The organism is Emticicia aquatica, assembly GCF_923079645.1.
Taxonomy (GTDB): Bacteria; Bacteroidota; Bacteroidia; order Cytophagales; family Spirosomataceae; genus Emticicia; species Emticicia aquatica.
Genome location: NZ_CAKLPY010000001.1, coordinates 1489136 through 1509738, shown reverse-complemented (window position 1 = coordinate 1509738; position 20603 = coordinate 1489136). Strand labels below are relative to the sequence as shown.

Genomic DNA, 20603 nt, shown 5'->3' with positions numbered 1-20603 from the left:
AATATTATTATTAAAAATGGCTGAGATTAAAGAAGCAACCTACAATGAAGACAGTATTCGGTCTCTCGATTGGAAAGAACACATTCGTTTACGCCCTGGAATGTACATTGGGAAGCTTGGCGATGGTTCGGCTGCCGATGATGGAATCTATGTTCTTCTAAAAGAAGTTATGGATAATTGTATTGATGAATATGCAATGGGTTATGGAAAGTCAATTGAAATTAAATTGGATGAAGGTAGGGTAGAAGTAAGAGATTATGGTCGAGGAATTCCACTGGGAAAGGTTGTTGATGTAGTTTCAAAAATTAATACAGGTGCAAAATACGACAGCAAAGCATTTCAAAAAGCTGTCGGATTGAATGGAGTTGGTACAAAAGCTGTCAATGCACTATCTTCTTATTTTAAAGTGCATGCTTTTAGAGAGGGTAAATCAAAATGGGCGGAGTTTAATAAAGGAGAATTGACAAATGAATCTGAAATAATAGATTCTGAGCAAAAAAATGGAACGCTAGTTTTGTTTGAACCTGACCCAACAGTTTTTAAAAATTACCATTATATTCCGCAGTTCGTTGAAGCAATGATTTGGAATTATTGCTACCTTAATGCAGGAATGACAATTGTTTTTAACAAACAAAAGTATATTTCCCAAAATGGTCTTTTAGATTTGTTAAGAAGAAAGACCGATGAAGACTCGCTTCGTTATCCAATTATTCATTTAAAAGGTGAAGATATTGAAGTTGCACTTTCACACGGCAATCAATACGGCGAAGAATATTATTCTTTCGTCAACGGCCAAAACACCACGCAAGGTGGAACTCATCTTTCAGGTTTTAAGGAAGCTTTAGTTCGTACGATTCGCGAACATTTTAACAAAGATTATTCGCCTGAAGATATTCGTCAATCTGTTATTGCCGCCATTTCAATTCGTGTACAAGAACCAGTTTTTGAGTCTCAAACTAAGACAAAATTAGGTTCAGCTACCATTTCACCCGAACCAAACTCGCCGACTGTCCGTACATTTATCAGTGATTTTTTGAAGGAAAAACTAGATAATTACCTTCACATGAATGTGGCAGTAAAAGAAGCCATAAAGAAAAGAATTGAACAGTCAGAAAGAGAGAGAAAAGAACTAGCTGGTGTTAGAAAATTAGCTAATGAAAGAGCTAAAAAAGCAAATTTACATAACAAAAAATTGAGAGATTGTCGTTTTCATTTAGATGATGAAAAAAATGAAAAACGGTTCGATACAGTAATGTTTATCACTGAAGGAGACTCAGCAAGTGGTTCGATTACCAAAGCAAGAAATCCAGAATTGCAGGCAGTTTTTAGTCTTCGTGGTAAACCATTGAATAGTTTTGGATTAACAAAAAAAATCGTTTATGAAAATGAAGAGTTTAACTTGCTACAACACGCCCTCAACATAGAAAATGGCTTGGACGATTTGCGTTATAATAAAATTATTGTAGCAACAGATGCAGACGTTGATGGAATGCACATCCGTTTGTTATTATTGACTTTTTTCTTGCAATTTTTCCCAGATTTAGTACGTGAAGGTCATTTATATATTTTAGAAACACCGCTTTTTAGGGTTAGAAATAAGAAAGAAACCATTTATTGTTATTCTGACGAAGAGAGAATAAATGCAATTAATAAGCTATCACCGAAACCAGAAATTACTCGTTTTAAAGGATTAGGTGAAATTTCACCAGATGAATTTGAAAACTTTATCGGTGAAGATATTCGCCTTGAACCAGTTATTCTTGAAAAAGAGTCTTCAATTTCTAAAATTTTAAGTTATTATATGGGTAAAAATACTCCCGAGCGTCAGAAATTTATTATTGATAACTTGCGAGTTGAAAAAGATGAAATTGATGAAGTTTTGGCTGAAATTTTAGATATTAAATAAATTTTTACCTAATATTTTGAAAAGTTGGATAATCATTTTTGGAGAAAATGATTATCCAACTTTTTGTTTTTTTTAATTGACATAATTGTAGAAATAGAAAGTAAGAAATTTTGAGCGTTTTTACCTAACTTTGTGATTAAAGTAAATAACGTAAAACCAACCTTTTATTAAAGTGACTCTTGACGAAGTAAGAAAAGATATTGATTCAATAGATAATCAATTACTTATACTCCTAAACCAACGGATGAAGTTGGTGCATAAAGTAGGTGAAATAAAGCGTTCAACGAAGGCTATCATTTATCGTCCAGAACGTGAAAAGCAAATTTTGGATAGAATGAATGCCCAAAATGAAGGGCCACTAAATAAAGAAGCGATTGAAGCGATTTATTTAGAAATTTTTGCTGCTGCAAGAAACATAGAGTTGCCAGAAAGAGTTGCTTTTCTTGGACCAGAAGGTAGTTTTACGCATCAAGCAGCTGAAAGCCGTTTTGGTGCAATGAGTGAATACATGACTCTGCCAACTATAAAATCAGTTTTTGAAGCAGTTGATACTGGCAGAGCAAAATTTGGAGTTATTCCAATAGAAAATAATCAAGAAGGAATCGTTTATGAAACCGTTGATTTATTGAATGAAATGAATGTAAATGTAGCTGCTGAATTGAAAATTCCAGTACATTTTGCCTTAGCCACGGAGGCAGAAAATCCTTCAAAAATAAAACGCATTTATTCGAAAGACATTGCTTTTAGGCAATGTAGAGGTTTCTTGAATAAATATTTTGAACAAACACACCCAGAAGAAATTCAGGTTGAATCAACATCAAAAGCCGCGAAATTAGCTGCTGAAGACCCTGAAAGTGCCGCTATTTGTTCTGAAATTGCGGCAAAACTATTCTCAATTCCTGTTCTTTTTAATAATATTGAAGATAACAGTCAAAATCGTACTCGTTTTTATATTTTGGCAAAAAACTTTGTCAACGCAAAAAGTGAAAATGATAAAACGACCATTATTGCACGACTTCCAGATACTGATAAGCCAGGCATACTTGCTAATTTCTTGCAAGATTTCAAAAAAGCTGGCATCAATTTAACAAAAATAGAAAGCCGCCCCTATAAAGGAGATGAAGATTTTAACTTTTGGTTTTTTATTGAATTAGAAGGTTTCTTTCAAGATGAAAATGTTGAGAAGGTTTTCAAAAAATATAAAAACTCAATAAAATGGTTAGGTAGTTATGTTCGTAATGCGTAATTATTCCTTGAACATGGCATATTTATTGTGGAGAGATGGGCATTTGCTCATCTCTTTTGTTTTTAGAGCCATTTCAAAAAAATCTAATATTTTGACACCTCCCGATAATTTTATTTTTTCTTGGTATAGTCATTGCATCATTAATTAAAAAGAGGGGCTTTGACTAAAAGAATATATAGCGAGAATATTTTAAGATTATTTTATGGGAAATAAGTATAAAGCAAAAATGCAAAGAACCACCTTTTAGGTGGTTCTTTTGTTAATTTTTTCTGAAAATAGCAAAGATGGCAATCAAGACCCAAATTATATTTACTGCTACCGAAGGATACGCTTGATGCGAATAAGTATTGATAATAAAACATATTCCACCGATTAAGTTGGCCCAAATATACCTTTTATCTTTTGAATCTAATTGACCCTGTATATTGAGAAAATATGAGCCGACAATTAGGATTGAACCAATCCAACCAATGATTTCTACGAACATTTTATAGTAATTTAGGCGATTTTGAATGAATAACGCTATTGTTATCCAAGAATTTGCTTACTTTTTGTTTTGTCGATTAATATCTGAGTTTTTAATTCTTCAATTCCATTAAATTTCTGCTCATTTCTTATATAATCAACTATTTCAACGGTGATAGTTTCGCCGTAAATATCATCGTCAAAATTAAAAATATTTACTTCTTGCGTTCGACCAATTCCATCAACAGTTGGCCTATTTCCAATATTCATCATCCCTTTGTGCCATTGATTTCGCACAAAGGTTTTTACTGCATAAACACCATTTGAAGGAATTAGCTTGTAACTCTCTGAAATTTGAACATTTGCCGTTGGAAATCCAATTGTTCTACCTAATTGGCGACCTTTGACAACTATTCCCGAAAAACTATAATTTCTGCCTAATAATTCGCTTGCAGAACTTACTTCACCATTGAGTAAAGCTTGTCGGATTTTCGTAGAACTAATTGTCAGATTTTCAATTTCTTGACGAGGTATTTCTTCAATTTCAATACCAAATAATGAAGAGTTAGATTTTAAATAGTCGAATCCACCTTCTCTATTTCTACCAAAACGATGGTCATAGCCAATGACGAGTTTTTTTGTGCCTATTTGTTTTAGTAAAATATCTTTTACATATTCTTCTGAACTTAATTCTGAAAATTCACGTGTAAAAGGTACAACCAGTAGATGGTCAACTCCTTGTTGTTCAAGTAGTTCTATCTTTTCTTCGACTGTTGAAAGTAATTTTAAATCTTGACTATCTTTTGAAACCACCATTCGTGGATGTGGCCAAAAGGTTAATACAACCGACTCACCTCCAGTTTTTCTTGCTGTTTCTCCTAAGATTTGGAGTATTTTTTGATGCCCAAGATGTACCCCATCAAATGTTCCACTCGTAACAATTGCATTAGCAAGTGGCTTAAAATCTTTTATATTATAATATACCTTCACTTTTTTGGGTCGTATTTTCTGAAATATTAAGCTTTTCTGGCAATTCAGCTAAAAATTGCTCAATTGTTCTGGAATCTTCAATCTTGAATTCACCGATTCTTGTTCTCCTAAGTGAACTCATATAGGCTCCTGAATTAAGTATTTTTCCAAAATCTCTAACTAAACTTCTTATATATGTGCCTTTAGAACATACAATTCTAAATGAGATTTCAGGAAAATTTGTCGTATTAATTTCAAAAACTTTTACTTCAACTTGTCGAGGTTTTATAATAACTTCTTGCCCTTTTCTTGCTGATTCGTAAGCTCTTTTTCCATCAACCTTAATTGCAGAATGTGCTGGAGGAATTTGCTCAATTACGCCAGAAAGCTCTTTAACTGTTTGATTAATAGCTTCTTCTGTAATGTGTTCAGTTGGGAATTCAGCATCGAATTCGGTTTCTAAATCAACTGAAGGCGTAGTTTTTCCAAGAACCAAAGTGCCAGTATATTCTTTTTCTTGAGCTTGATAAGTATCAATTTCTTTGGTTTTCTTCCCTGTACATAAAATTAGAAGACCAGTTGCCAGCGGGTCTAGCGTGCCAGCATGACCAACTTTTTTATATTTTCCTGCCCATCTGATTTTATTGACAACATCAAATGATGTCCATCGTAATGGCTTATCAATTAAAATAACCTCGTTTCTTTCGTCCATTATAATACTTTTAAGTCGTAGCCAGCTGCCAAGAGGCCTAAAATGATTAGTCCGACTACAATTCTATAATAGCCAAAAACTTTAAAACCATATTTTTGTAAAAATGTAATGAAGAATTTTATTGCCGCCATTGCCACAATAAAAGCCACAATATTTCCAACGGCTAAAAGTTGTAACTCGTTGGTTGAGAATGACAATGTTCCGCCTTTATAAGCTTTCAAGAGTTTGTATGCTGAAGCTGCAAACATGGTTGGAACGGCCAAGAAAAATGAAAATTCAGCCGAATCTTTTCGAGAAAGTCCTTGAAACATTCCACCTATAATAGTTGCTGCTGAACGTGATACACCTGGAATCATAGCAATACATTGAAAAAGTCCAATTTTTACTGCTTCGATGTAGGTAATACTTGATTTTGTAGCTTTATTTTCAAAATATTTATCAATAAAAATTAATATGATACCACCCAAAACTAGCATAATAGCTACCACTGCAACACTTTCAAGAAGTTTGTCTATTACATCATTTAGAATAAATCCAATAATTGCCGCTGGAACAAAAGCTGCGAGCAATTTTTTGTAAAATTCAAAAGATTGAAAAAAACGTTTCCAATAAAGAACCACAACTGATAAAATTGCACCAAACTGAATATTTACTTCAAATACTTTTGTAAAATCAAGTTCATTAATTCCCATCAAAGATGAGCCAATAATCATGTGGCCAGTTGAACTTATTGGTAAATATTCTGTAATTCCTTCAATTATTGCAAGGATAATAGCTTCAAGAAAATTCATTTATAATAAATTTTGAATTAGTAAAAAACAAAGAAAAGGATCTCAATCAATTAAAATCGACTAGATTTAGATTACTTTTTTTTGAAAATTGGATAAAATTGGAATAAAAATCCAATAAACGCCAAAATTGGTCCGAGTGTTATTCCTAAAAATCCGAATCCAAATTCTTCTTTGTCGAGCGTCATTACAAAATAACCAAGAAATAGTAACGCAAGTCCAATAATCATCAGGGTATAATTACTTTTTCCGAATGGAAGAGCTTTTTGATTATCATTTTCTTTGATTTCAACAGGGCTGTTTGCTGTATTTTTCATAATCTTGCCCTCCTAATCCTCTAAGGAGAGACGAATGATATAAGTTTTATTCATGTTTGAGGATTATAAAACACGAATATTAAGATTTTAATAAAGGTCTTCTAAATCTGTACGTAAATACCGATACATCGATTGAAATGTACTTAGTGAACCAATTATAATACCCAAAAGGATAATAAAACCGCATAAAATACCAAGTTTTTTGAAGTCTTGTAAGATAACTAAATCTTCAATTTCGCGAATGGCAATTTGTTCAACAATGAGTAATAACCCTGTTGCAATTACTCCCGAAATAAAACCTTGAAAAAGCCCTCTGCCAATAAATGGTTTTTGTATAAACCAGTCAGTTGCTCCTACTAATTGCATACTTCTAATGATAAATCTTTGGGAGTAGAGAGCTAATCTAATGGTATTATTTATCAATAAAACAATGGCAATAAGAAGCAAAACTACAATTGAAGAGATGATTAAATATGCCTTATTTGCATTTTTATTGATACTTTCCACGAAATCTTTGGCATAATCAGCTTCAAAAATACCTGGAAGTTGTTCTAAATCTACTTTAATTTTTAATAGCTGCTCTTCTGTGAGATAGTCTTCTTTTATTTTTAAACTAAAAGCATCACGGTAGGGGTTTTCTCCCAAAATTGAACGAAAATCTTCATTTGTATCCTTCAATACTTTTTCAGCAGTACTTTCTTTAGAAATAAATTTTATTTGAGGAACATTTTCGGCATAAGAAACATACTTTTTTTGAGCAATTAAATTGCGTACCGAATCTTTTTGAATTTGAGTAAGTGATTTGTCCAAATATACTTGTAATTCAATATTTTGCTTGACGTATGATACTAATTGTTTGGAAGTAAGTGCAATCCATCCACTAAAAGCTATCAGAAATAAGGCCGCAGTGAGGCTTAAAACAATAAGCATACTGGGATAACTTCCTAATTTTCGATTTTTTTTCTGCATATATTTTTAACACTAATATAAATCACGCACAAATATAAAGGAAGTCGTAGAAAATACGCAGTATTTAATGTTTTTTAACACCAGTAAGTGCTAATTATTTGAAAAATAGCTCAAAGAAAATTCATTTATACGGCTTCGTTTTTCCAACGTGCAATTCTTTCTGGCATATTTTGTTCGATGATATTTTTAACAACCTCTGTGATTTCTTCAACCGTAGCATCGGGTGAAAAGTAGATAGGCTCTTTGAATTTTACTTTTAATTCTGTATTTCTTTTCTTATAACTAAGCCCTGACTTGTTAAATGCACGTCTAAATCCGTCAATAACAACAGGCACAACAATTGGATTATTATCTTTAATAATATGAGCAGTTCCTTTACGAATAGGTGCGTATGGGCTGGTTGTACCTTGTGGAAAACTAACAACCCAACCAAATTTTAATCCTTTTGATACATTATCGCCTGCTGATGTATCTAATTCTCGTTTAACGTTTTCTCCTTTTGCTCTCCAAGACCGTTCAACTAATATTGCCCCAGCCAAGCTAAACAATTTTGGAATAAGACCATCTTTCATGGTTTCACTGGCGGCAACATAAAAAAGGCGGCCTCTGGGTGCGAATAATGCAATTGGTAAAACTCTATTTCCAAAACCCCATTTTACAGAACAAAAAATATGATAAAAAGTGATTACATCGGCAAAATATGTTTGATGATTGGAGATGAAATAAACATTTTGATTAGGAAGTTTTTCGAGATATTCTGTTCCTTCAACTTTTAATTGATTGGCAACTGCAATTCGCCAATAAGTTGGAATGCCTGCAATCAAAATAATAAAACGTTTTAAAATAAGCCAATTTCCGAATGGGTCACGGTCAAAAATGCCAAAAACATCAATGTATGACACATATCTAAAAAAAAGATTTGGGTCATTGTTAGGAATAGGTAGGAAGTTTTTAATTACTCGAAGCATCCGTAAAAAAATATTTTATAGTCAAGTTTAGGTTTTATGCCTGTGAATTTATAGAGAAAATCTGATTTAACCTATTGAAGTAGGCAAAAAATCATTTTTAACCATTTTACTAAAAGCATTTATCTAAAAATAAAAAAGTGTTACTTCTTTTGGAAATAACACTTTCAAAATATCATGAATTAAATTAATTTCTTTTACTTATTTCGTCCCTAATTTTAGCGGCTTTTTCATATTCTTCATCAGCAAGTGCCTGTGAAAGCATTTTATTTAGTTCTTCTAAACTATAATCTTTGAGACTTTCTTTATTTGATTTTTGCGGACGAGTAGTTTTAGATTCAACTAATTCTTCCGATTCATCAGCATCCGATGCTTCTTGTGTTGTGATTCCTGCATCTGACAAAATTTGGTCAGTTGTATAAATAGGTACTTGAAAACGTAATCCAATGGCAATAGCATCCGAAGGGCGAGCATCAACCGTTTTTTGACGAATTCCATCAGTACAAACAATCTTAGCGAAGAAAATACCTTCTCTTAAATCAGAGATAATAATTTCTTCAACAGTAAAATCAAATGCACGTGCAAATGATTTGAACAAATCGTGTGTCATAGGACGGTTTGGAGTGATGCGTTCCATTTCGATGGCAATGGCTTGTGCTTCAAACATTCCGATAATGATTGGCAAACGGCGATTCCCTGCTTCTTCTGACAGCACCAATGCAAAAGAGCCAGTCTGAGATTGACTTGGCGAAAGACCTAATATTTCGAGTTTTACTTTTTCCACGTTGCAAATATAAATAAACTTAAATTTTATTCCTCGTAAAGATTGTAGTTTTTCATTTTTAACTTTTTTTCTAAAAAACAAAAAGCTTAGACCTAGTTAATTAAACCAAATCTAAGCTAATAAGTTTCAATCTAAAATTGTAATAATATATTTTAGTGAAACATATTATTATTATTTAGAAGCCAAAACTGCTTTGGTCAATTTTGGTAAAACATCAAAAACATCACCAACGATACCATAATCAGCTGCCTTAAAAAATGGAGCTTCTGGGTCTTTATTGATAACTACGATTACTTTTGAGGAATTTACACCTGCTAAATGTTGTATCGCTCCAGAAATTCCGCAAGCAATGTATAAATTTGGAGAAACTTTTACACCCGTTTGTCCAACGTGTTCATGGTGAGGTCGCCAGTCTAAATCTGAAACTGGTTTTGAACATGCAGTAGCTGCACCTAATGCATCTGCTAAGTCTAGTAATGGTTGCCAGCTTTCTGGACCTTTCATGCCACGACCACCAGATACAACTAAGTCGGCTTCTGGTAAAGAAATAGTACCAGTTGCTTTAATTGTTTCGGTAACTTTCGCAGTGAATAGATTATCAGAAAGTGCAGGTGAGAAAATTTCTACATTTGCCGAGTTGCTTGATTCTATCGGAGCTACTGCATTTTTTTTGATAGCTAAAATTTTAATATCGCCATCAACATTTACATCAGCAAATGCTTTTCCAGTAAAAATGCTCACTTGAACCTGAAAACCATTAGATAAATTGGGTAATTCGGTAACATTTCCTACTATAGCTGCTTTTAAAGCACCTGCTGCTCTAGCAGTTACTGCATCAGCAAAAGAAGACTTTGCGGTGATAACTACTTTTGCACCCACATTTTTTACTGCTTCTGCTAAAACATTGGCGTACGCCATGCTATTTGCATTAGCTAGTTTGGTATCATTTGCATGAAGAACTTTTGTTGCTCCAAAGTTACCAGCTTTAGCCAGCTCTGTGGCATCTGCATTTCCGATTGCTAAAGCAACAGCCGAAGTTTGCATCATTTCGGCAACTTTTGAACCATAATAAATGGCTTCTAGCGATGATTTTTTGATTGCTCCATCGGCAACCTCTGTGAATATGAGTATCATGGAATTTCGTTTTGAAAGAGTAAATATTAAATCAACTAGCTACTAATTACAATACTTTTGCCTCAGTTTTTAGTAATTCAATTAGCTTTTCGGCTTCTTCAGCAGGAATCATTTTGCAAGCACCTTTTGGAGCTGGAAGGCTATATTTTTCAGTATTCGTTAGTGCTAAACCCGCCGCAGGTATCACTTTTAATGGTTTAGTTCGTGCAGTCATGATTCCACGCATATTAGGTATTTTCCATTCTGCAATTGGTTCTTGGCAACCCAAAACTAAAGGTAGGGGAGCAGTTAATTTTTCTTTTCCACCTTCAATTTCACGAGTCATACTAGCTTCATTGCCTGTTACATCAAGTTGCATAACTGGAGAAAATGAAGGTATTCCAAGTAATTCTCCTACAATTCCATGAACAACACCCGAATTATAATCACTGGTTTCACGACCCATCAATATTAAATCATAATTACCTTCTTTGGCAACTGCGGCAATTTGTTCAGCTACGAAAAATGAATCAGTCGGCTCAATATCCACCCTAATAGCGTCGTCAGCACCAATGGCTAATGCTTTTCTAATTTGCGGTTCAGCATCTGCACCACCGACATTTAAAACCGTAATGGTTGCACCCAATTGCTCTTTTAACTCAACGGCACGTGCAAGTGCATAATCATCATAAGGGCCTATGATGTAAGTTACACCAGCTTTGTTTAGTTTTGTATCTCCATCGGTGAAGGAGATTTTCGATGTTGTATCTGGTACACTTGAAATACAGACTAATATTTTCATAATATTTGGTACTTTTGAAAGTAATATATTTTATTGAAATGTGTATAAAATAGTATGCGTGCATAACATTATGCAAATCTATATTAAAGTTAAATTCAATGCAAGAAGAACGTTTAAAAATTTTATTTGATTATTTAGAAGAAGAGCCGAACGACCCTTTTAATATCTATGCAATTGCGATGGAGTATCTCAATAAGGATATTGTAAGAGCTAAATTTTACCTCGAAAAACTGTTAGTTGAGCATCCTGACTATATTCCGACATACTATCATGCAGCAGCTTTGTATTTTGAGAATGGAGAATTTGAAAAAGCAGAAAATACCTTTAAAGCAGGTATAGAAAAAGCTCATCAAAAGAAGTCAATGAAGGCCTTTGATGAGCTTAAACGAGCTTACAGAATGTTTCTTGATGAAATGGAATAAAATAAACCAATTTTTAGTGATACAACTCGTTAGTTTCTTGAGCATTATTTTTGCCAAATAATGCCCTAAATGTATCAGTCATGTAAAGCATATCTAATACTTTACTTTTGGCTTGTTTCATAATGTATAAATGGTTACCTTCTTTAATTTGATGCTCTAAATGATTCAAAACAAGTTCCATACAATCTGAGTTTTCGGTGAAATTATCCACGATATACATCATAAAACGATTTTCGAGTTTTGAGTCTGCAAAGTAAAATACAATGTGGAAATCTTCATCTACTAAAAATGAAGTAGTTTTGTTGGTATCAAATGATTTGAACATTTCACCATGGTCAACTAAGCAGTCAATAATTGCAACATCATCACTAACGATACGTAAGGTTGGTTGGATATTCATAATTTTTATAATTTTTATTTTCCGAATAATATTTTGTTCTTATTTCAAACATAACGCTTTTTTCTTGAAAAAATTCAAAAAAATATAATAAAATCTTAGAATAGTATAATTATTGAAATTCAAAAAGTAGAAAATTTGGTTTATAATTAAGTATTTTTACTCAAAAGAATGCTTGAATTTTAAAAAACACATTACAATTTTACGAGCATTCAAGAAAAAAATAGTACTTTTTGCTAAACTAGCCGAAATCGACACTTGAATTTTTATTGAAAAAAAAATAAAATGAATTACAAAACTTCTAAAATAATCACTTCTTCAGACAAAAAAAATCGTACAAATTCTGTTTTGATGATTTACACTGGTGGCACTTTGGGAATGGTTTATGATACTAAAAGTAAAAGTTTAGTACCGTTCGATTTTGACCAAATTTTAGTTAATGTTCCCGAATTGCAACGTTTATCGTTTGAATTGACAACCCTAACTTTGCCAAAACCGATTGATTCTTCTAATATCAAACCAGCAACTTGGATTGAATTAGCTGCAATTATCAAAAATAACTTTGAGCAATATGATGCTTTTGTGATTCTTCACGGTACTGATACAATGGCTTATACAGCTTCTGCTTTAAGTTTTTTGCTTGAAAATTTATCAAAACCAGTAATTTTGACGGGAGCACAGTTGCCAATTGGCGTAGCTCGAACTGATGCCCGTGAAAATTTAATTACCGCATTGGAAATTGCTTCGGCCGAAATAAACGGACGACCAGTTGTGCCAGAAGTTGCGATTTATTTCAACTCTTATTTGCTGCGAGGAAATAGAGCAAAGAAAAAAGAAAGCAGTCAGTTTAATGCTTTTCGTTCAGAAAATTATCCTGCATTAGCCGAAGTTGGAGTTACAATTGATTTTAATTTCCCTTTTATTATGCCTTTTCGGCCAGATTTGCCTTTGATAACGCACGAAAAATTAGACGAAAATGTGATGATCTTAAAATTATTTCCAGGAATTAATCAAACACTTGTTCATAATATATTAAATACGAACGGTTTGCGTGGCGTTGTTCTTGAAACGTATGGAGCTGGAAATGCTCCTTCGGATGAATGGTTTTTGGCAGAATTACATGAAGCTACTAAAGATGGTATTGTTATTTTTAATGTGTCGCAGTGCGATGGAGGGCGAGTTTTGCAAGGGCATTATCAAACAAGTAGTAAACTTAAATCAATCGGAATTACGAGTGGCTCAGATATTACAACCGAAGCAGCAATTACAAAAATGATGTTGTTGCTTGGGCAGGAATCTGAGCCAGAAAGAGTAAAATATAGAATGGAAAATAATATATGTGGCGAAATGAGCTGAAAAAAGATCTAATTTTGCCTATTTTCGTTCTCGAATCAAGCCTTCTTGCACTACTGAAGCCACTAACTTTCCTTCTTCAGTAAAAAAGTTTCCACGAGTAAAACCTCTTGAATTGGATGCACTTGGACTATCGAGGGCATAAAGCAACCATTGGTCAATTCTAAAATCACGGTGAAACCACATGGCGTGATCGAGGCTTGCCATAAAAACATTGTTTAACTGAATTACATCTAAATGAGGTAATGTGGCAGTTCCTAATAAATTATAGTCCGAAGCATAAGCCAGAATAATTTGGTGTAGTTTCAAATCGTCGGGTAAGATGCCATTTGCTTTTATCCAAACGTGTCGAAATGGTTGTTGCGGCTGAGGTTTTAAAGGATTAATTTTTTCGACTGGTCGGAATTCTAAAGGTCTAGGATGTGAAAAATTCTTATAAAATTCTGGAGCTTTATCTTTGAATGCTTCCAAAAGGGTCAAATCCGAAACGAGTGCTTCTGGAGGAGGAACGTTGGGCATCGAAATTTGATGGTCAATTCCATCTTGCATCGCCTGAAAAGAAGCTCCCATACTGAAAATTGCTTTACCGTTTTGAATTGCATTCACTCTTCGGGTGGTAAAACTTCCTCCATCACGAATTCTGTCAACTTCGTATAAAATTGGCATTGAAATATCGCCAGCCAAAATAAAATAACCGTGCATTGAGTGCAAAATTCTATCTTCTGGCACAGTTTGGTAAGCAGCGTATAAAGATTGAGCCAAAACTTGTCCACCAAAAACACGTTTCCAAGGTGCTTGATAGTTTTCACCTCTAAAAATATTTTGTTCTATTTTTTCTAGGCTCAGTAACGAAACTAATTCTTCGGCGGTGTTCATGCTTTTTTAAATTAATATTTATTCAATAACTGATACTGCTCTTCAATTGCAGCTCTAAATTCTTGTTTTAAATTTTCGATAAGTTTTTGGGTAGGTTGCACATCATGTATTGAAGTTACACCCTGACCAGCCGACCAAATGGTTTTCCAAGCACGAGCTTCAGCTTGGGCGGCATCAAGTTCTTTTCCAAAATCAATTTTTCCAGCTTTATTCCATAACTCAGGCGTTAAACCCGCAGCTTCTAAACTCGGTTTTAAGAAATTTGCATTAACTCCAGAAACCGCTGCTGTATAAACAATATCTTCTACTTCGCTTTCGATAATCATTTCTTGATAAGCTTTATCTGCTTTGCTTTCGGTTGTGTTGATAAAACGAGTACCCATATAAGCCAAATCAGCTCCGATTTGAAGTGCCGAAGCAATATCTCGACCAGAACTGATGCAACCTGATAACAAAATTGTTTTCTTGAAAAAACTGCGGATTTCTGAAACAAATGCCATTGGATGTAATGTTCCTGCATGACCTCCTGCTCCCGCACAAACCAAAATTAATCCATCAACACCAGCTTCGGCCGCTTTTTCAGCATGACGATGATTGATTACATCGTGAAAGACCAATCCACCATAACTATGAACCGCATCAACAATGTCAGAAACTGCTCCTAAAGAAGTAATTACAATCGGGACTTTGTGTTTGACAATGATTTCCACATCAGCCATTAAGCGTGGATTGGAGCGATGAACAATTAAATTGACCCCATAAGGAGCTGCTGGTTTTCCGTTAGATTGTTTATAATCCGATAAATTATTTTTAATTTCAATGAGCCATTCTTCAAAACCTGCTGTACTTCTTTGGTTTAAGGCAGGGAAAGTGCCAACAACACCATTTTTACAACATTCAATTACTAATTCTGGTCCTGAGATTAAGAACATTGGAGCTGCTACCGCAGGAAGAGACAACGAATCGGATAAATTTTGAGGTATCATTTATAAATGGTTTTTGTTGTTGAATAGACGGGTAAAGGTAATAGGTTTTAAACAAATGTTTTTGTTCCAGAGTAATTTTCTCGAAACTCCTTTGGTGTAACTTTGTGCTTTTTCTTGAAAACACGATTGAAATACGAAAGATTATTGTAACCACATTTAAACGAAACTTCCGAAATCGTGAAAGTTGTATCAATTAAAAGACGAGTGGCATGTCCTAAACGAATATCGTTTAAACTATCAATAAATGTTTTTCCAGTGCGTTTTTTGATAAATCTACTAAAACTAACTTCCGTCATATTAATAATTTTAGAAATGTCTTCCAGCGAAATTTCCTTATTATAATTGGCACGCATATACTCAAAAGCTTTTTCAATTCTTCGGCTTTTGAAATTAACAATATCGTTAGTAAATGAACCACTGGTGAGGGTTCGCATATTTCTTGAAACTGACAAGTCATGCAAAATTGAGATAAGTTCAATTACCGAATCAAAACCGTTTTTCTTTGAAAGGGCAATTAATCGAGGTTTTATGTTAACGATTGTTTCTTTTGAAAAAACGATGCCTCTCGACGAACGCTCCAATAAAGTGCGAATAAAAGATAGTTGATTTCTTTGCAAAAATTTTTCGTCAAATAAATCTTTATGAAATTGAATGGTTATTTCATGAATATCATTGTATGGCGACTGATAGCTCAACCAACTGTGCGGTAAATTAGACCCAACCAACACCAATTCTAAATCGTCAATCAGTTCAGTATTATCGCCAACGATTCTCCTAGCACCTTTAGCATTTTCGATAAAATTCAACTCAAATTCGTCGTGAAAATGTATCGGAAAATTGAAATTGTTTTTGTGTCTATCAAAAACCATAAAACAATCGTTTGGCGTGAGTGGCGTAATTTCGTGATGAAAATTACTCATTATTGTATAGCTTTAGGTTAAATTAATTTTATAAAAATGACAATATGTAAAATTAATATTAATCTTGGAAAAACTAAGAAAAATGTTGTAATTATAAAAATAATTGCTCGTTTTTCTTAATAATTAAAGATTTTTAAGATATAAAATAGCTAGTATTATTCTAATAGTTAACTACTTTTCTTATTAAAAGAGTAAATTGTATTATAATTTGTTAAAATTGTGTTATTTTATTTGTTCAACTAAATCTTACTTTTGTACTATTGTTTTTGGTGCAAAAAAAGAACCTTAACAGCTATAATCAACCTATGAAATTACAATTGATTGATATATTAATTCTTTTAACATATTTAGCCAGCATGATTTTTATTGGCTTTTATATGCGTAAAAAAGCGAAAGTAAACAAAGAAAACTACCTGATGGGAGGCAAAAAATTACCTTGGTATATGCTTGGCCTCAGCGATGCTTCTGATATGTTTGATATTAGCGGTACGATGTGGATGGTTAGCCTATGTTTTGTTTATGGGCTAAAAAGTATTTGGATTCCATGGTTGTGGCCTTCTTTTAATCAAGTTTTTATGATGATGTTTTTGAGCCGTTGGCTGCGAAGAAGTAATGCTAATACTGGAGCAGAATGGCTTAATACTCGTTTTGGAGTTGAAGGAAGTGGTGTAAAGGCATCTCAAATTATTGTTATTGCATTTGCTTTATTGAGTTGCTTTGGATTTTTGGCTTATGGCTTTGTTGGTTTAGGCAAATTTGTTGAAATTTTTATTCCTTGGAATACCGTCAAAGATTTTATTCCATTTAATATTCCTGCAAAATATATTCCTCATTTTTATGGGGTGATTTTTACATTGATAGCTACATTTTATTCGGTTTTGGGCGGAATGCACAGCATCGTTTTGGGTGATGTTATTAAATATGCTATAATGACTGTTGGCTGTATTGCTATTGCAATTATTGCAATGTATTATTTAGATGGTAAAACACTTAATTTGCCTTCAGGCTGGGATAATCCGTTTTTCGGTTGGAATTTGGATTTGGACTGGACAACAATTATTCCTGAAGTAAACAAAAAAATTGAATCTGATGGATTTAGTGTTTTTGGATTATTCTTTAGTATGATGTTACTAAAAGGAATTTTCGCTTCATTGGCTGGCCCAGCACCCAATTATGATATGCAAAAAGTTTTGAGTACAAAAAGCCCTAAAGAAGCGAGTAAAATGACGGGCTTTGTAAGTATAATACTTTTGCCAATTCGATACTCAATGATAGTTGGACTGACGGTTTTGGCATTGCTTTATTATGACCAATTAAACGTGAAAGACCCAACTGGAAATTATGATTTTGAACTGCTTTTGCCTGGGACAATCAACGCCTTTATGCCTGTTGGTATTCTTGGTATTGTTCTTACAGGTTTGATGGGTGCTTTTATGGGAACATTCAGTGGGACATTAAATGCTGCTCAAGCCTATATTGTCAACGATATTTATTTGAAATTTATTAATCCAAATGCAAGTTCAAAAAGCACTATTGGTATGAATTATATTGTTGGAGTTGTGGTGGTTTTAATCGGTATCATTCTTGGATTCATGGCTACAAGTGTAAATGATATTTTGCAATGGATTGTTGGAGGACTTTATGGAGGTTATGTTGCTGCCAATTGTCTAAAATGGTACTGGTGGAGATTCAATGCAAACGGTTTCTTTTGGGGAATGACAGCTGGTATCGTAGCGGCACTCATAATGCCTTATCTTACCACTGGTTTACCATTATATTGGTGGCCATTATTATTTGTCATTTCAATGTTGGCTTCTATAATTGGGACTTACTCAGCTCCTCCAACAGATTTGGAAGTTTTAAAAAAATTCTATTCAACTGTTCGACCTTGGGGTTTTTGGCAGCCGATTTTAGTAGCAGTTCAAACGGAAAATCCTGATTTTCAGCCTAATAAGAATTTTGGCTTAGATATGTTTAATGTTGTAATTGGAATTATCGCTCAGTTATGTTTAACATTATTACCAATGTACTTTGTATTAGGCATGAACCTTCCACTTTTAATTGACATACTGTTAATGATAGTTGTAATAGTTATTTTGAAACGTACTTGGTGGGATAAATTAGAAGATTAAAATTCAATTAGTAGCTAGCCTATTATTCATAAAAAATATTTAAAAAAAATGACTGTATTTCAAAATCGTTTAAATGCTCTCGAAAAGTCTTATCATGAGTTAATTGTTCAGAAAAACATAAAGCAAGATTTGGGGAATGGTATTTATGACCGATATGAAAATCCAATTTTAACGGCTGCACATACACCTCTTTTTTGGCGGTACGATTTGAATCCAAATACCAATCCTTTTTTAATGGAACGTTTCGGAATCAACGCAACATTTAATGCTGGAGCAATAAAATTTAATGGTAAATATTTGTTGGCAGTTCGAGTGGAAGGAATGGATAGAAAATCATTTTTTGCCATTGCTGAAAGTCCAAATGGAATTGATAATTTTCGTTTTTGGGATTTGCCAATCACCATGCCAGAAACTGAAATACCTGATGGTAATGTGTATGATATGCGTTTGGTAGCCCATGAAGATGGTTGGATATATGGACTTTTTTGTACAGAACGCAAAGACCCTAATGCCAAAAAAGGAGATGAATCTTCGGCAGTTGCTCAGTGTGGTATCGCTCGAACAAAAGATTTGCTTTCTTGGGAACGATTACCAGATTTAAAAACACCGTCACCTCAACAAAGAAATGTTGTGCTTCATCCCGAATTCATTGGAGGTAAATATGCTCTTTATACACGTCCACAAGATGGTTTTATTGAAGCGGGAACGGGTGGAGGAATTGGTTTGGGTTTTACAGATTCGATGCTTAATGCAGTGGTTGAAAAAGAATTTATTGTCGATGAAAAACACTATCACACTGTTTATGAAGTTAAAAATGGTCAAGGACCTGCTCCAATAAAAACTACCAAAGGTTGGTTACACTTAGCTCATGGAGTAAGGAATACGGCGGCAGGTTTAAGATATGTGCTGTATATGTTTATGACAGATTTGACCGATTTAACGAAAGTGATTTATAAACCTGCAGGTTATTTTATTGCCCCGGAAGGTGATGAGCGAGTAGGTGATGTATCGAATGTTACTTTCTCTAATGGATGGATTTTAGATGATGATGGCACTGTATTTATTTATTACGCTTCTTCTGATACTCGAATGCACGTGGCAACTTCAACAATTGATAAATTAGTTGATTATTGTATCAATACATCAGCTGATGGTTTGCGTTCGGCAACTTCAGTAGAAACTTTGAAGAAAATTATTTCAAAGAATCTTGAAATGACATTAGAAAAAACTTTATCCTAAAATGAATGAAATTAGTAAAATTCAAAACTGAAATCAAGCAAGAATTAGACAATATTCTTCAATTTTGGATAGATAATTCTCTTGACAATATCAATGGTGGCTATGTAGGGAAAATGGATAATGAAGGTATTGTGCATCAGAATGCTGAAAAAGGTGGGGTTTTAAATGCTCGAATTTTATGGACTTTTTCGGCTGCGTATAATCAAACAAATAACGAAAAATACTTACAAATGGCTCATCGAGCTTATCAATATATCAATCAATTTTTTAGAGATAAAACTTTTGGCGGAACATATTGGTCAGTTGATACGATAGGAAATCCAGCAAATACTAGAAAGCAAATTTATGGACTTGCATTCATGATTTATGGTTTGTCGGAATATTATAAAGCAACAAAATTGCCAGTAGCCCTTGATTTCTCTATAGAATTGTACGAATTATTAGAACTTTACAGTTTTGACAAGCAAAATGGTGGTTATTTTGAAGCCTTTTCGGAAGAATGGAATACCCTAGAAGACTTGCGATTAAGCGAAAAAGATAGAAACGACCCTAAAACAATGAATACACATTTACATATTATTGAAGCGTATGTAAATCTTTATAATATTTGGGAAAATGAAAAATTAAAAACGAAAATTAAGTATTTACTTGATTTGTTCGACAAAAAAATAATCAATAATGAAACGAAGCACTTGACGCTTTTTTTTTCAGAAACTTGGGAAAAACAATCTGATGTAATTTCATACGGACATGATATTGAAGCAACTTGGCTATTATTTGAAGCCGCAGAGGTGCTAAAAGATGAAGATTTGATTAGAAAATGGAAAAAAAATGCTGTTGAAATTACAAAAGCCGTTTGCGATGGATTTAATAGAGATGGTAGTTTAAACCACGAATATGACTCAAAAACCAATCATTTGGATAGTCATCGTGAATGGTGGGTTAGTGCTGAGGCGATGGTTGGATTTTATAATACCTATCAAATAACAAAAGATGAAATTTATCTTGAAAAGGTTTTTCATTTATGGGATTTTATTAAGATTCATCTTCTTGACCGACAGAAAGGTGAGTGGTTTTGGGGTGTTTTTGATAATTATTTGAGGATGAACAAGGAAGATAAAATCGGATTTTGGAAATGCCCTTACCATAATGCAAGGGCTTGTATGGAATTAATAAAAAGAATATAAGAAATACCAATTAATAAGAATACCCGAAAACGCCAAAACAATAATTGCCTGTATT

Annotated in this window: 21 protein-coding genes; 7 read left to right on the top strand and 14 right to left on the bottom strand. The window is 33.5% G+C overall.

The window, feature by feature from the left end; all coding sequences use genetic code 11:
• Window positions 1-16 precede the first annotated feature (16 nt).
• On the top strand, window positions 17-1906 hold the full coding sequence (locus MJQ71_RS06560; protein ID WP_238805656.1) for a DNA topoisomerase IV subunit B: 1890 nt from the start codon (window positions 17-19) through the stop codon (window positions 1904-1906).
• A gap of 172 nt (window positions 1907-2078) precedes the next feature.
• A complete protein-coding gene (gene pheA / locus MJQ71_RS06555) occupies window positions 2079-3152 on the top strand; it encodes a prephenate dehydratase (protein WP_238805654.1) in 1074 nt (357 codons plus the stop codon).
• 259 nt (window positions 3153-3411) lie between these two features.
• Here pheA and MJQ71_RS06550 read toward each other — a convergent pair whose 3' ends face one another.
• The 10 genes from MJQ71_RS06550 to MJQ71_RS06505 all read right to left on the bottom strand — a co-directional run bounded on the left by MJQ71_RS06550 (window position 3412) and on the right by MJQ71_RS06505 (window position 11036).
• Window positions 3412-3639: a CBU_0592 family membrane protein gene (locus MJQ71_RS06550; protein ID WP_238805651.1), complete on the bottom strand. Its 228-nt coding sequence runs from the start codon at window positions 3637-3639 to the stop codon at window positions 3412-3414.
• A gap of 41 nt (window positions 3640-3680) precedes the next feature.
• On the bottom strand, window positions 3681-4607 hold the full coding sequence (locus MJQ71_RS06545) for a bifunctional riboflavin kinase/FAD synthetase (protein ID WP_238805649.1): 927 nt from the start codon (window positions 4605-4607) through the stop codon (window positions 3681-3683).
• On the bottom strand, window positions 4591-5298 hold the full coding sequence (gene truB / locus MJQ71_RS06540; protein ID WP_238805647.1) for a tRNA pseudouridine(55) synthase TruB: 708 nt from the start codon (window positions 5296-5298) through the stop codon (window positions 4591-4593). The genes MJQ71_RS06545 and truB overlap by 17 nt, the downstream gene beginning before the upstream one ends.
• A complete protein-coding gene (locus MJQ71_RS06535) occupies window positions 5298-6089 on the bottom strand; it encodes an undecaprenyl-diphosphate phosphatase (protein WP_238805645.1) in 792 nt (263 codons plus the stop codon). The genes truB and MJQ71_RS06535 overlap by 1 nt, the downstream gene beginning before the upstream one ends.
• Window positions 6090-6160: 71 nt before the next feature.
• Window positions 6161-6403 (bottom strand): DUF3098 domain-containing protein, encoded by a 243-nt coding sequence (locus tag MJQ71_RS06530; protein WP_238805642.1) that lies wholly within the window; start codon window positions 6401-6403, stop codon window positions 6161-6163.
• Between the two features lie 87 nt (window positions 6404-6490).
• Window positions 6491-7372, bottom strand: a complete 882-nt coding sequence (locus MJQ71_RS06525; RefSeq protein ID WP_238805640.1) for a cell division protein FtsX — start codon at window positions 7370-7372, stop codon at window positions 6491-6493.
• A 125-nt stretch (window positions 7373-7497) separates the two neighbouring features.
• Window positions 7498-8340: a lysophospholipid acyltransferase family protein gene (locus MJQ71_RS06520; protein WP_238805636.1), complete on the bottom strand. Its 843-nt coding sequence runs from the start codon at window positions 8338-8340 to the stop codon at window positions 7498-7500.
• Window positions 8341-8524: 184 nt separating this feature from the next.
• Window positions 8525-9121 (bottom strand): bifunctional nuclease family protein, encoded by a 597-nt coding sequence (locus tag MJQ71_RS06515; RefSeq protein ID WP_238805635.1) that lies wholly within the window; start codon window positions 9119-9121, stop codon window positions 8525-8527.
• A 171-nt stretch (window positions 9122-9292) separates the two neighbouring features.
• Window positions 9293-10255 carry an electron transfer flavoprotein subunit alpha/FixB family protein gene (locus MJQ71_RS06510; RefSeq protein WP_238805634.1) on the bottom strand — a complete coding sequence of 321 codons (963 nt, stop codon included), beginning with the start codon at window positions 10253-10255 and terminating at the stop codon, window positions 9293-9295.
• A 46-nt stretch (window positions 10256-10301) separates the two neighbouring features.
• Window positions 10302-11036: an electron transfer flavoprotein subunit beta/FixA family protein gene (locus MJQ71_RS06505; RefSeq protein WP_238805632.1), complete on the bottom strand. Its 735-nt coding sequence runs from the start codon at window positions 11034-11036 to the stop codon at window positions 10302-10304.
• A 98-nt stretch (window positions 11037-11134) separates the two neighbouring features.
• Here MJQ71_RS06505 and MJQ71_RS06500 point away from each other — a divergent pair, with 98 nt between their 5' ends.
• Complete coding sequence (locus tag MJQ71_RS06500; protein ID WP_238805630.1) at window positions 11135-11458, top strand: tetratricopeptide repeat protein; 324 nt, start codon at window positions 11135-11137, stop codon at window positions 11456-11458.
• A 13-nt stretch (window positions 11459-11471) separates the two neighbouring features.
• On the opposite strand, the gene MJQ71_RS06495 is transcribed toward MJQ71_RS06500, so the two are convergent.
• A complete protein-coding gene (locus MJQ71_RS06495) occupies window positions 11472-11858 on the bottom strand; it encodes a hypothetical protein (protein ID WP_238805628.1) in 387 nt (128 codons plus the stop codon).
• 282 nt (window positions 11859-12140) lie between these two features.
• Between MJQ71_RS06495 and MJQ71_RS06490 the strand changes: the two genes are divergently transcribed.
• On the top strand, window positions 12141-13211 hold the full coding sequence (locus MJQ71_RS06490) for an asparaginase (protein WP_238805627.1): 1071 nt from the start codon (window positions 12141-12143) through the stop codon (window positions 13209-13211).
• A gap of 18 nt (window positions 13212-13229) precedes the next feature.
• Here MJQ71_RS06490 and tesB read toward each other — a convergent pair whose 3' ends face one another.
• Genes tesB through MJQ71_RS06475 form a run of 3 tightly spaced genes read right to left on the bottom strand, consistent with a single transcriptional unit; the run spans window position 13230 to window position 15990 of the window.
• Window positions 13230-14084, bottom strand: a complete 855-nt coding sequence (gene tesB / locus MJQ71_RS06485) for an acyl-CoA thioesterase II (RefSeq protein WP_238805626.1) — start codon at window positions 14082-14084, stop codon at window positions 13230-13232.
• 11 nt (window positions 14085-14095) lie between these two features.
• Window positions 14096-15070, bottom strand: a complete 975-nt coding sequence (locus MJQ71_RS06480) for an NAD(P)H-dependent flavin oxidoreductase (protein WP_238805625.1) — start codon at window positions 15068-15070, stop codon at window positions 14096-14098.
• 47 nt (window positions 15071-15117) lie between these two features.
• Window positions 15118-15990, bottom strand: coding sequence for an AraC family transcriptional regulator (locus MJQ71_RS06475; protein WP_238805624.1), 873 nt, complete (start codon window positions 15988-15990; stop codon window positions 15118-15120).
• Between the two features lie 305 nt (window positions 15991-16295).
• Between MJQ71_RS06475 and MJQ71_RS06470 the strand changes: the two genes are divergently transcribed.
• The 3 genes from MJQ71_RS06470 to MJQ71_RS06460 are packed head-to-tail and all read left to right on the top strand — an operon-like array spanning window position 16296 to window position 20548.
• Window positions 16296-18122, top strand: coding sequence for a sodium:solute symporter family protein (locus tag MJQ71_RS06470; RefSeq protein ID WP_238805623.1), 1827 nt, complete (start codon window positions 16296-16298; stop codon window positions 18120-18122).
• A 48-nt stretch (window positions 18123-18170) separates the two neighbouring features.
• The gene (locus MJQ71_RS06465) at window positions 18171-19361 is read left to right on the top strand and encodes a glycoside hydrolase family 130 protein (protein ID WP_238805622.1); all 1191 of its coding nucleotides are present in this window, start codon (window positions 18171-18173) and stop codon (window positions 19359-19361) included.
• 5 nt (window positions 19362-19366) lie between these two features.
• Complete coding sequence (locus tag MJQ71_RS06460; RefSeq protein ID WP_238805620.1) at window positions 19367-20548, top strand: AGE family epimerase/isomerase; 1182 nt, start codon at window positions 19367-19369, stop codon at window positions 20546-20548.
• Window positions 20549-20603 lie beyond the last annotated feature (55 nt).

Excerpts from the sequence above, each read along its gene's own strand:
- MJQ71_RS06470 (WP_238805623.1), top strand. The coding sequence starts at position 16,296 with ATGAAATTACAATTGATTGATATATTAATTCTTTTAACATATTTAGCC.
- MJQ71_RS06465 (WP_238805622.1), top strand. The coding sequence starts at position 18,171 with ATGACTGTATTTCAAAATCGTTTAAATGCTCTCGAAAAGTCTTATCAT.
- MJQ71_RS06560 (WP_238805656.1), top strand. The coding sequence starts at position 17 with ATGGCTGAGATTAAAGAAGCAACCTACAATGAAGACAGTATTCGGTCT.
- MJQ71_RS06510 (WP_238805634.1), bottom strand. The coding sequence starts at position 10,255 with ATGATACTCATATTCACAGAGGTTGCCGATGGAGCAATCAAAAAATCA.
- MJQ71_RS06490 (WP_238805627.1), top strand. The coding sequence starts at position 12,141 with ATGAATTACAAAACTTCTAAAATAATCACTTCTTCAGACAAAAAAAAT.
- MJQ71_RS06505 (WP_238805632.1), bottom strand. The coding sequence starts at position 11,036 with ATGAAAATATTAGTCTGTATTTCAAGTGTACCAGATACAACATCGAAA.
- MJQ71_RS06520 (WP_238805636.1), bottom strand. The coding sequence starts at position 8,340 with ATGCTTCGAGTAATTAAAAACTTCCTACCTATTCCTAACAATGACCCA.
- MJQ71_RS06535 (WP_238805645.1), bottom strand. The coding sequence starts at position 6,089 with ATGAATTTTCTTGAAGCTATTATCCTTGCAATAATTGAAGGAATTACA.
- MJQ71_RS06480 (WP_238805625.1), bottom strand. The coding sequence starts at position 15,070 with ATGATACCTCAAAATTTATCCGATTCGTTGTCTCTTCCTGCGGTAGCA.
- MJQ71_RS06495 (WP_238805628.1), bottom strand. The coding sequence starts at position 11,858 with ATGAATATCCAACCAACCTTACGTATCGTTAGTGATGATGTTGCAATT.
- MJQ71_RS06530 (WP_238805642.1), bottom strand. The coding sequence starts at position 6,403 with ATGAAAAATACAGCAAACAGCCCTGTTGAAATCAAAGAAAATGATAAT.
- MJQ71_RS06550 (WP_238805651.1), bottom strand. The coding sequence starts at position 3,639 with ATGTTCGTAGAAATCATTGGTTGGATTGGTTCAATCCTAATTGTCGGC.
- truB (WP_238805647.1), bottom strand. The coding sequence starts at position 5,298 with ATGGACGAAAGAAACGAGGTTATTTTAATTGATAAGCCATTACGATGG.
- MJQ71_RS06460 (WP_238805620.1), top strand. The coding sequence starts at position 19,367 with ATGAAATTAGTAAAATTCAAAACTGAAATCAAGCAAGAATTAGACAAT.
- MJQ71_RS06500 (WP_238805630.1), top strand. The coding sequence starts at position 11,135 with ATGCAAGAAGAACGTTTAAAAATTTTATTTGATTATTTAGAAGAAGAG.
- tesB (WP_238805626.1), bottom strand. The coding sequence starts at position 14,084 with ATGAACACCGCCGAAGAATTAGTTTCGTTACTGAGCCTAGAAAAAATA.
- MJQ71_RS06475 (WP_238805624.1), bottom strand. The coding sequence starts at position 15,990 with ATGAGTAATTTTCATCACGAAATTACGCCACTCACGCCAAACGATTGT.
- MJQ71_RS06525 (WP_238805640.1), bottom strand. The coding sequence starts at position 7,372 with ATGCAGAAAAAAAATCGAAAATTAGGAAGTTATCCCAGTATGCTTATT.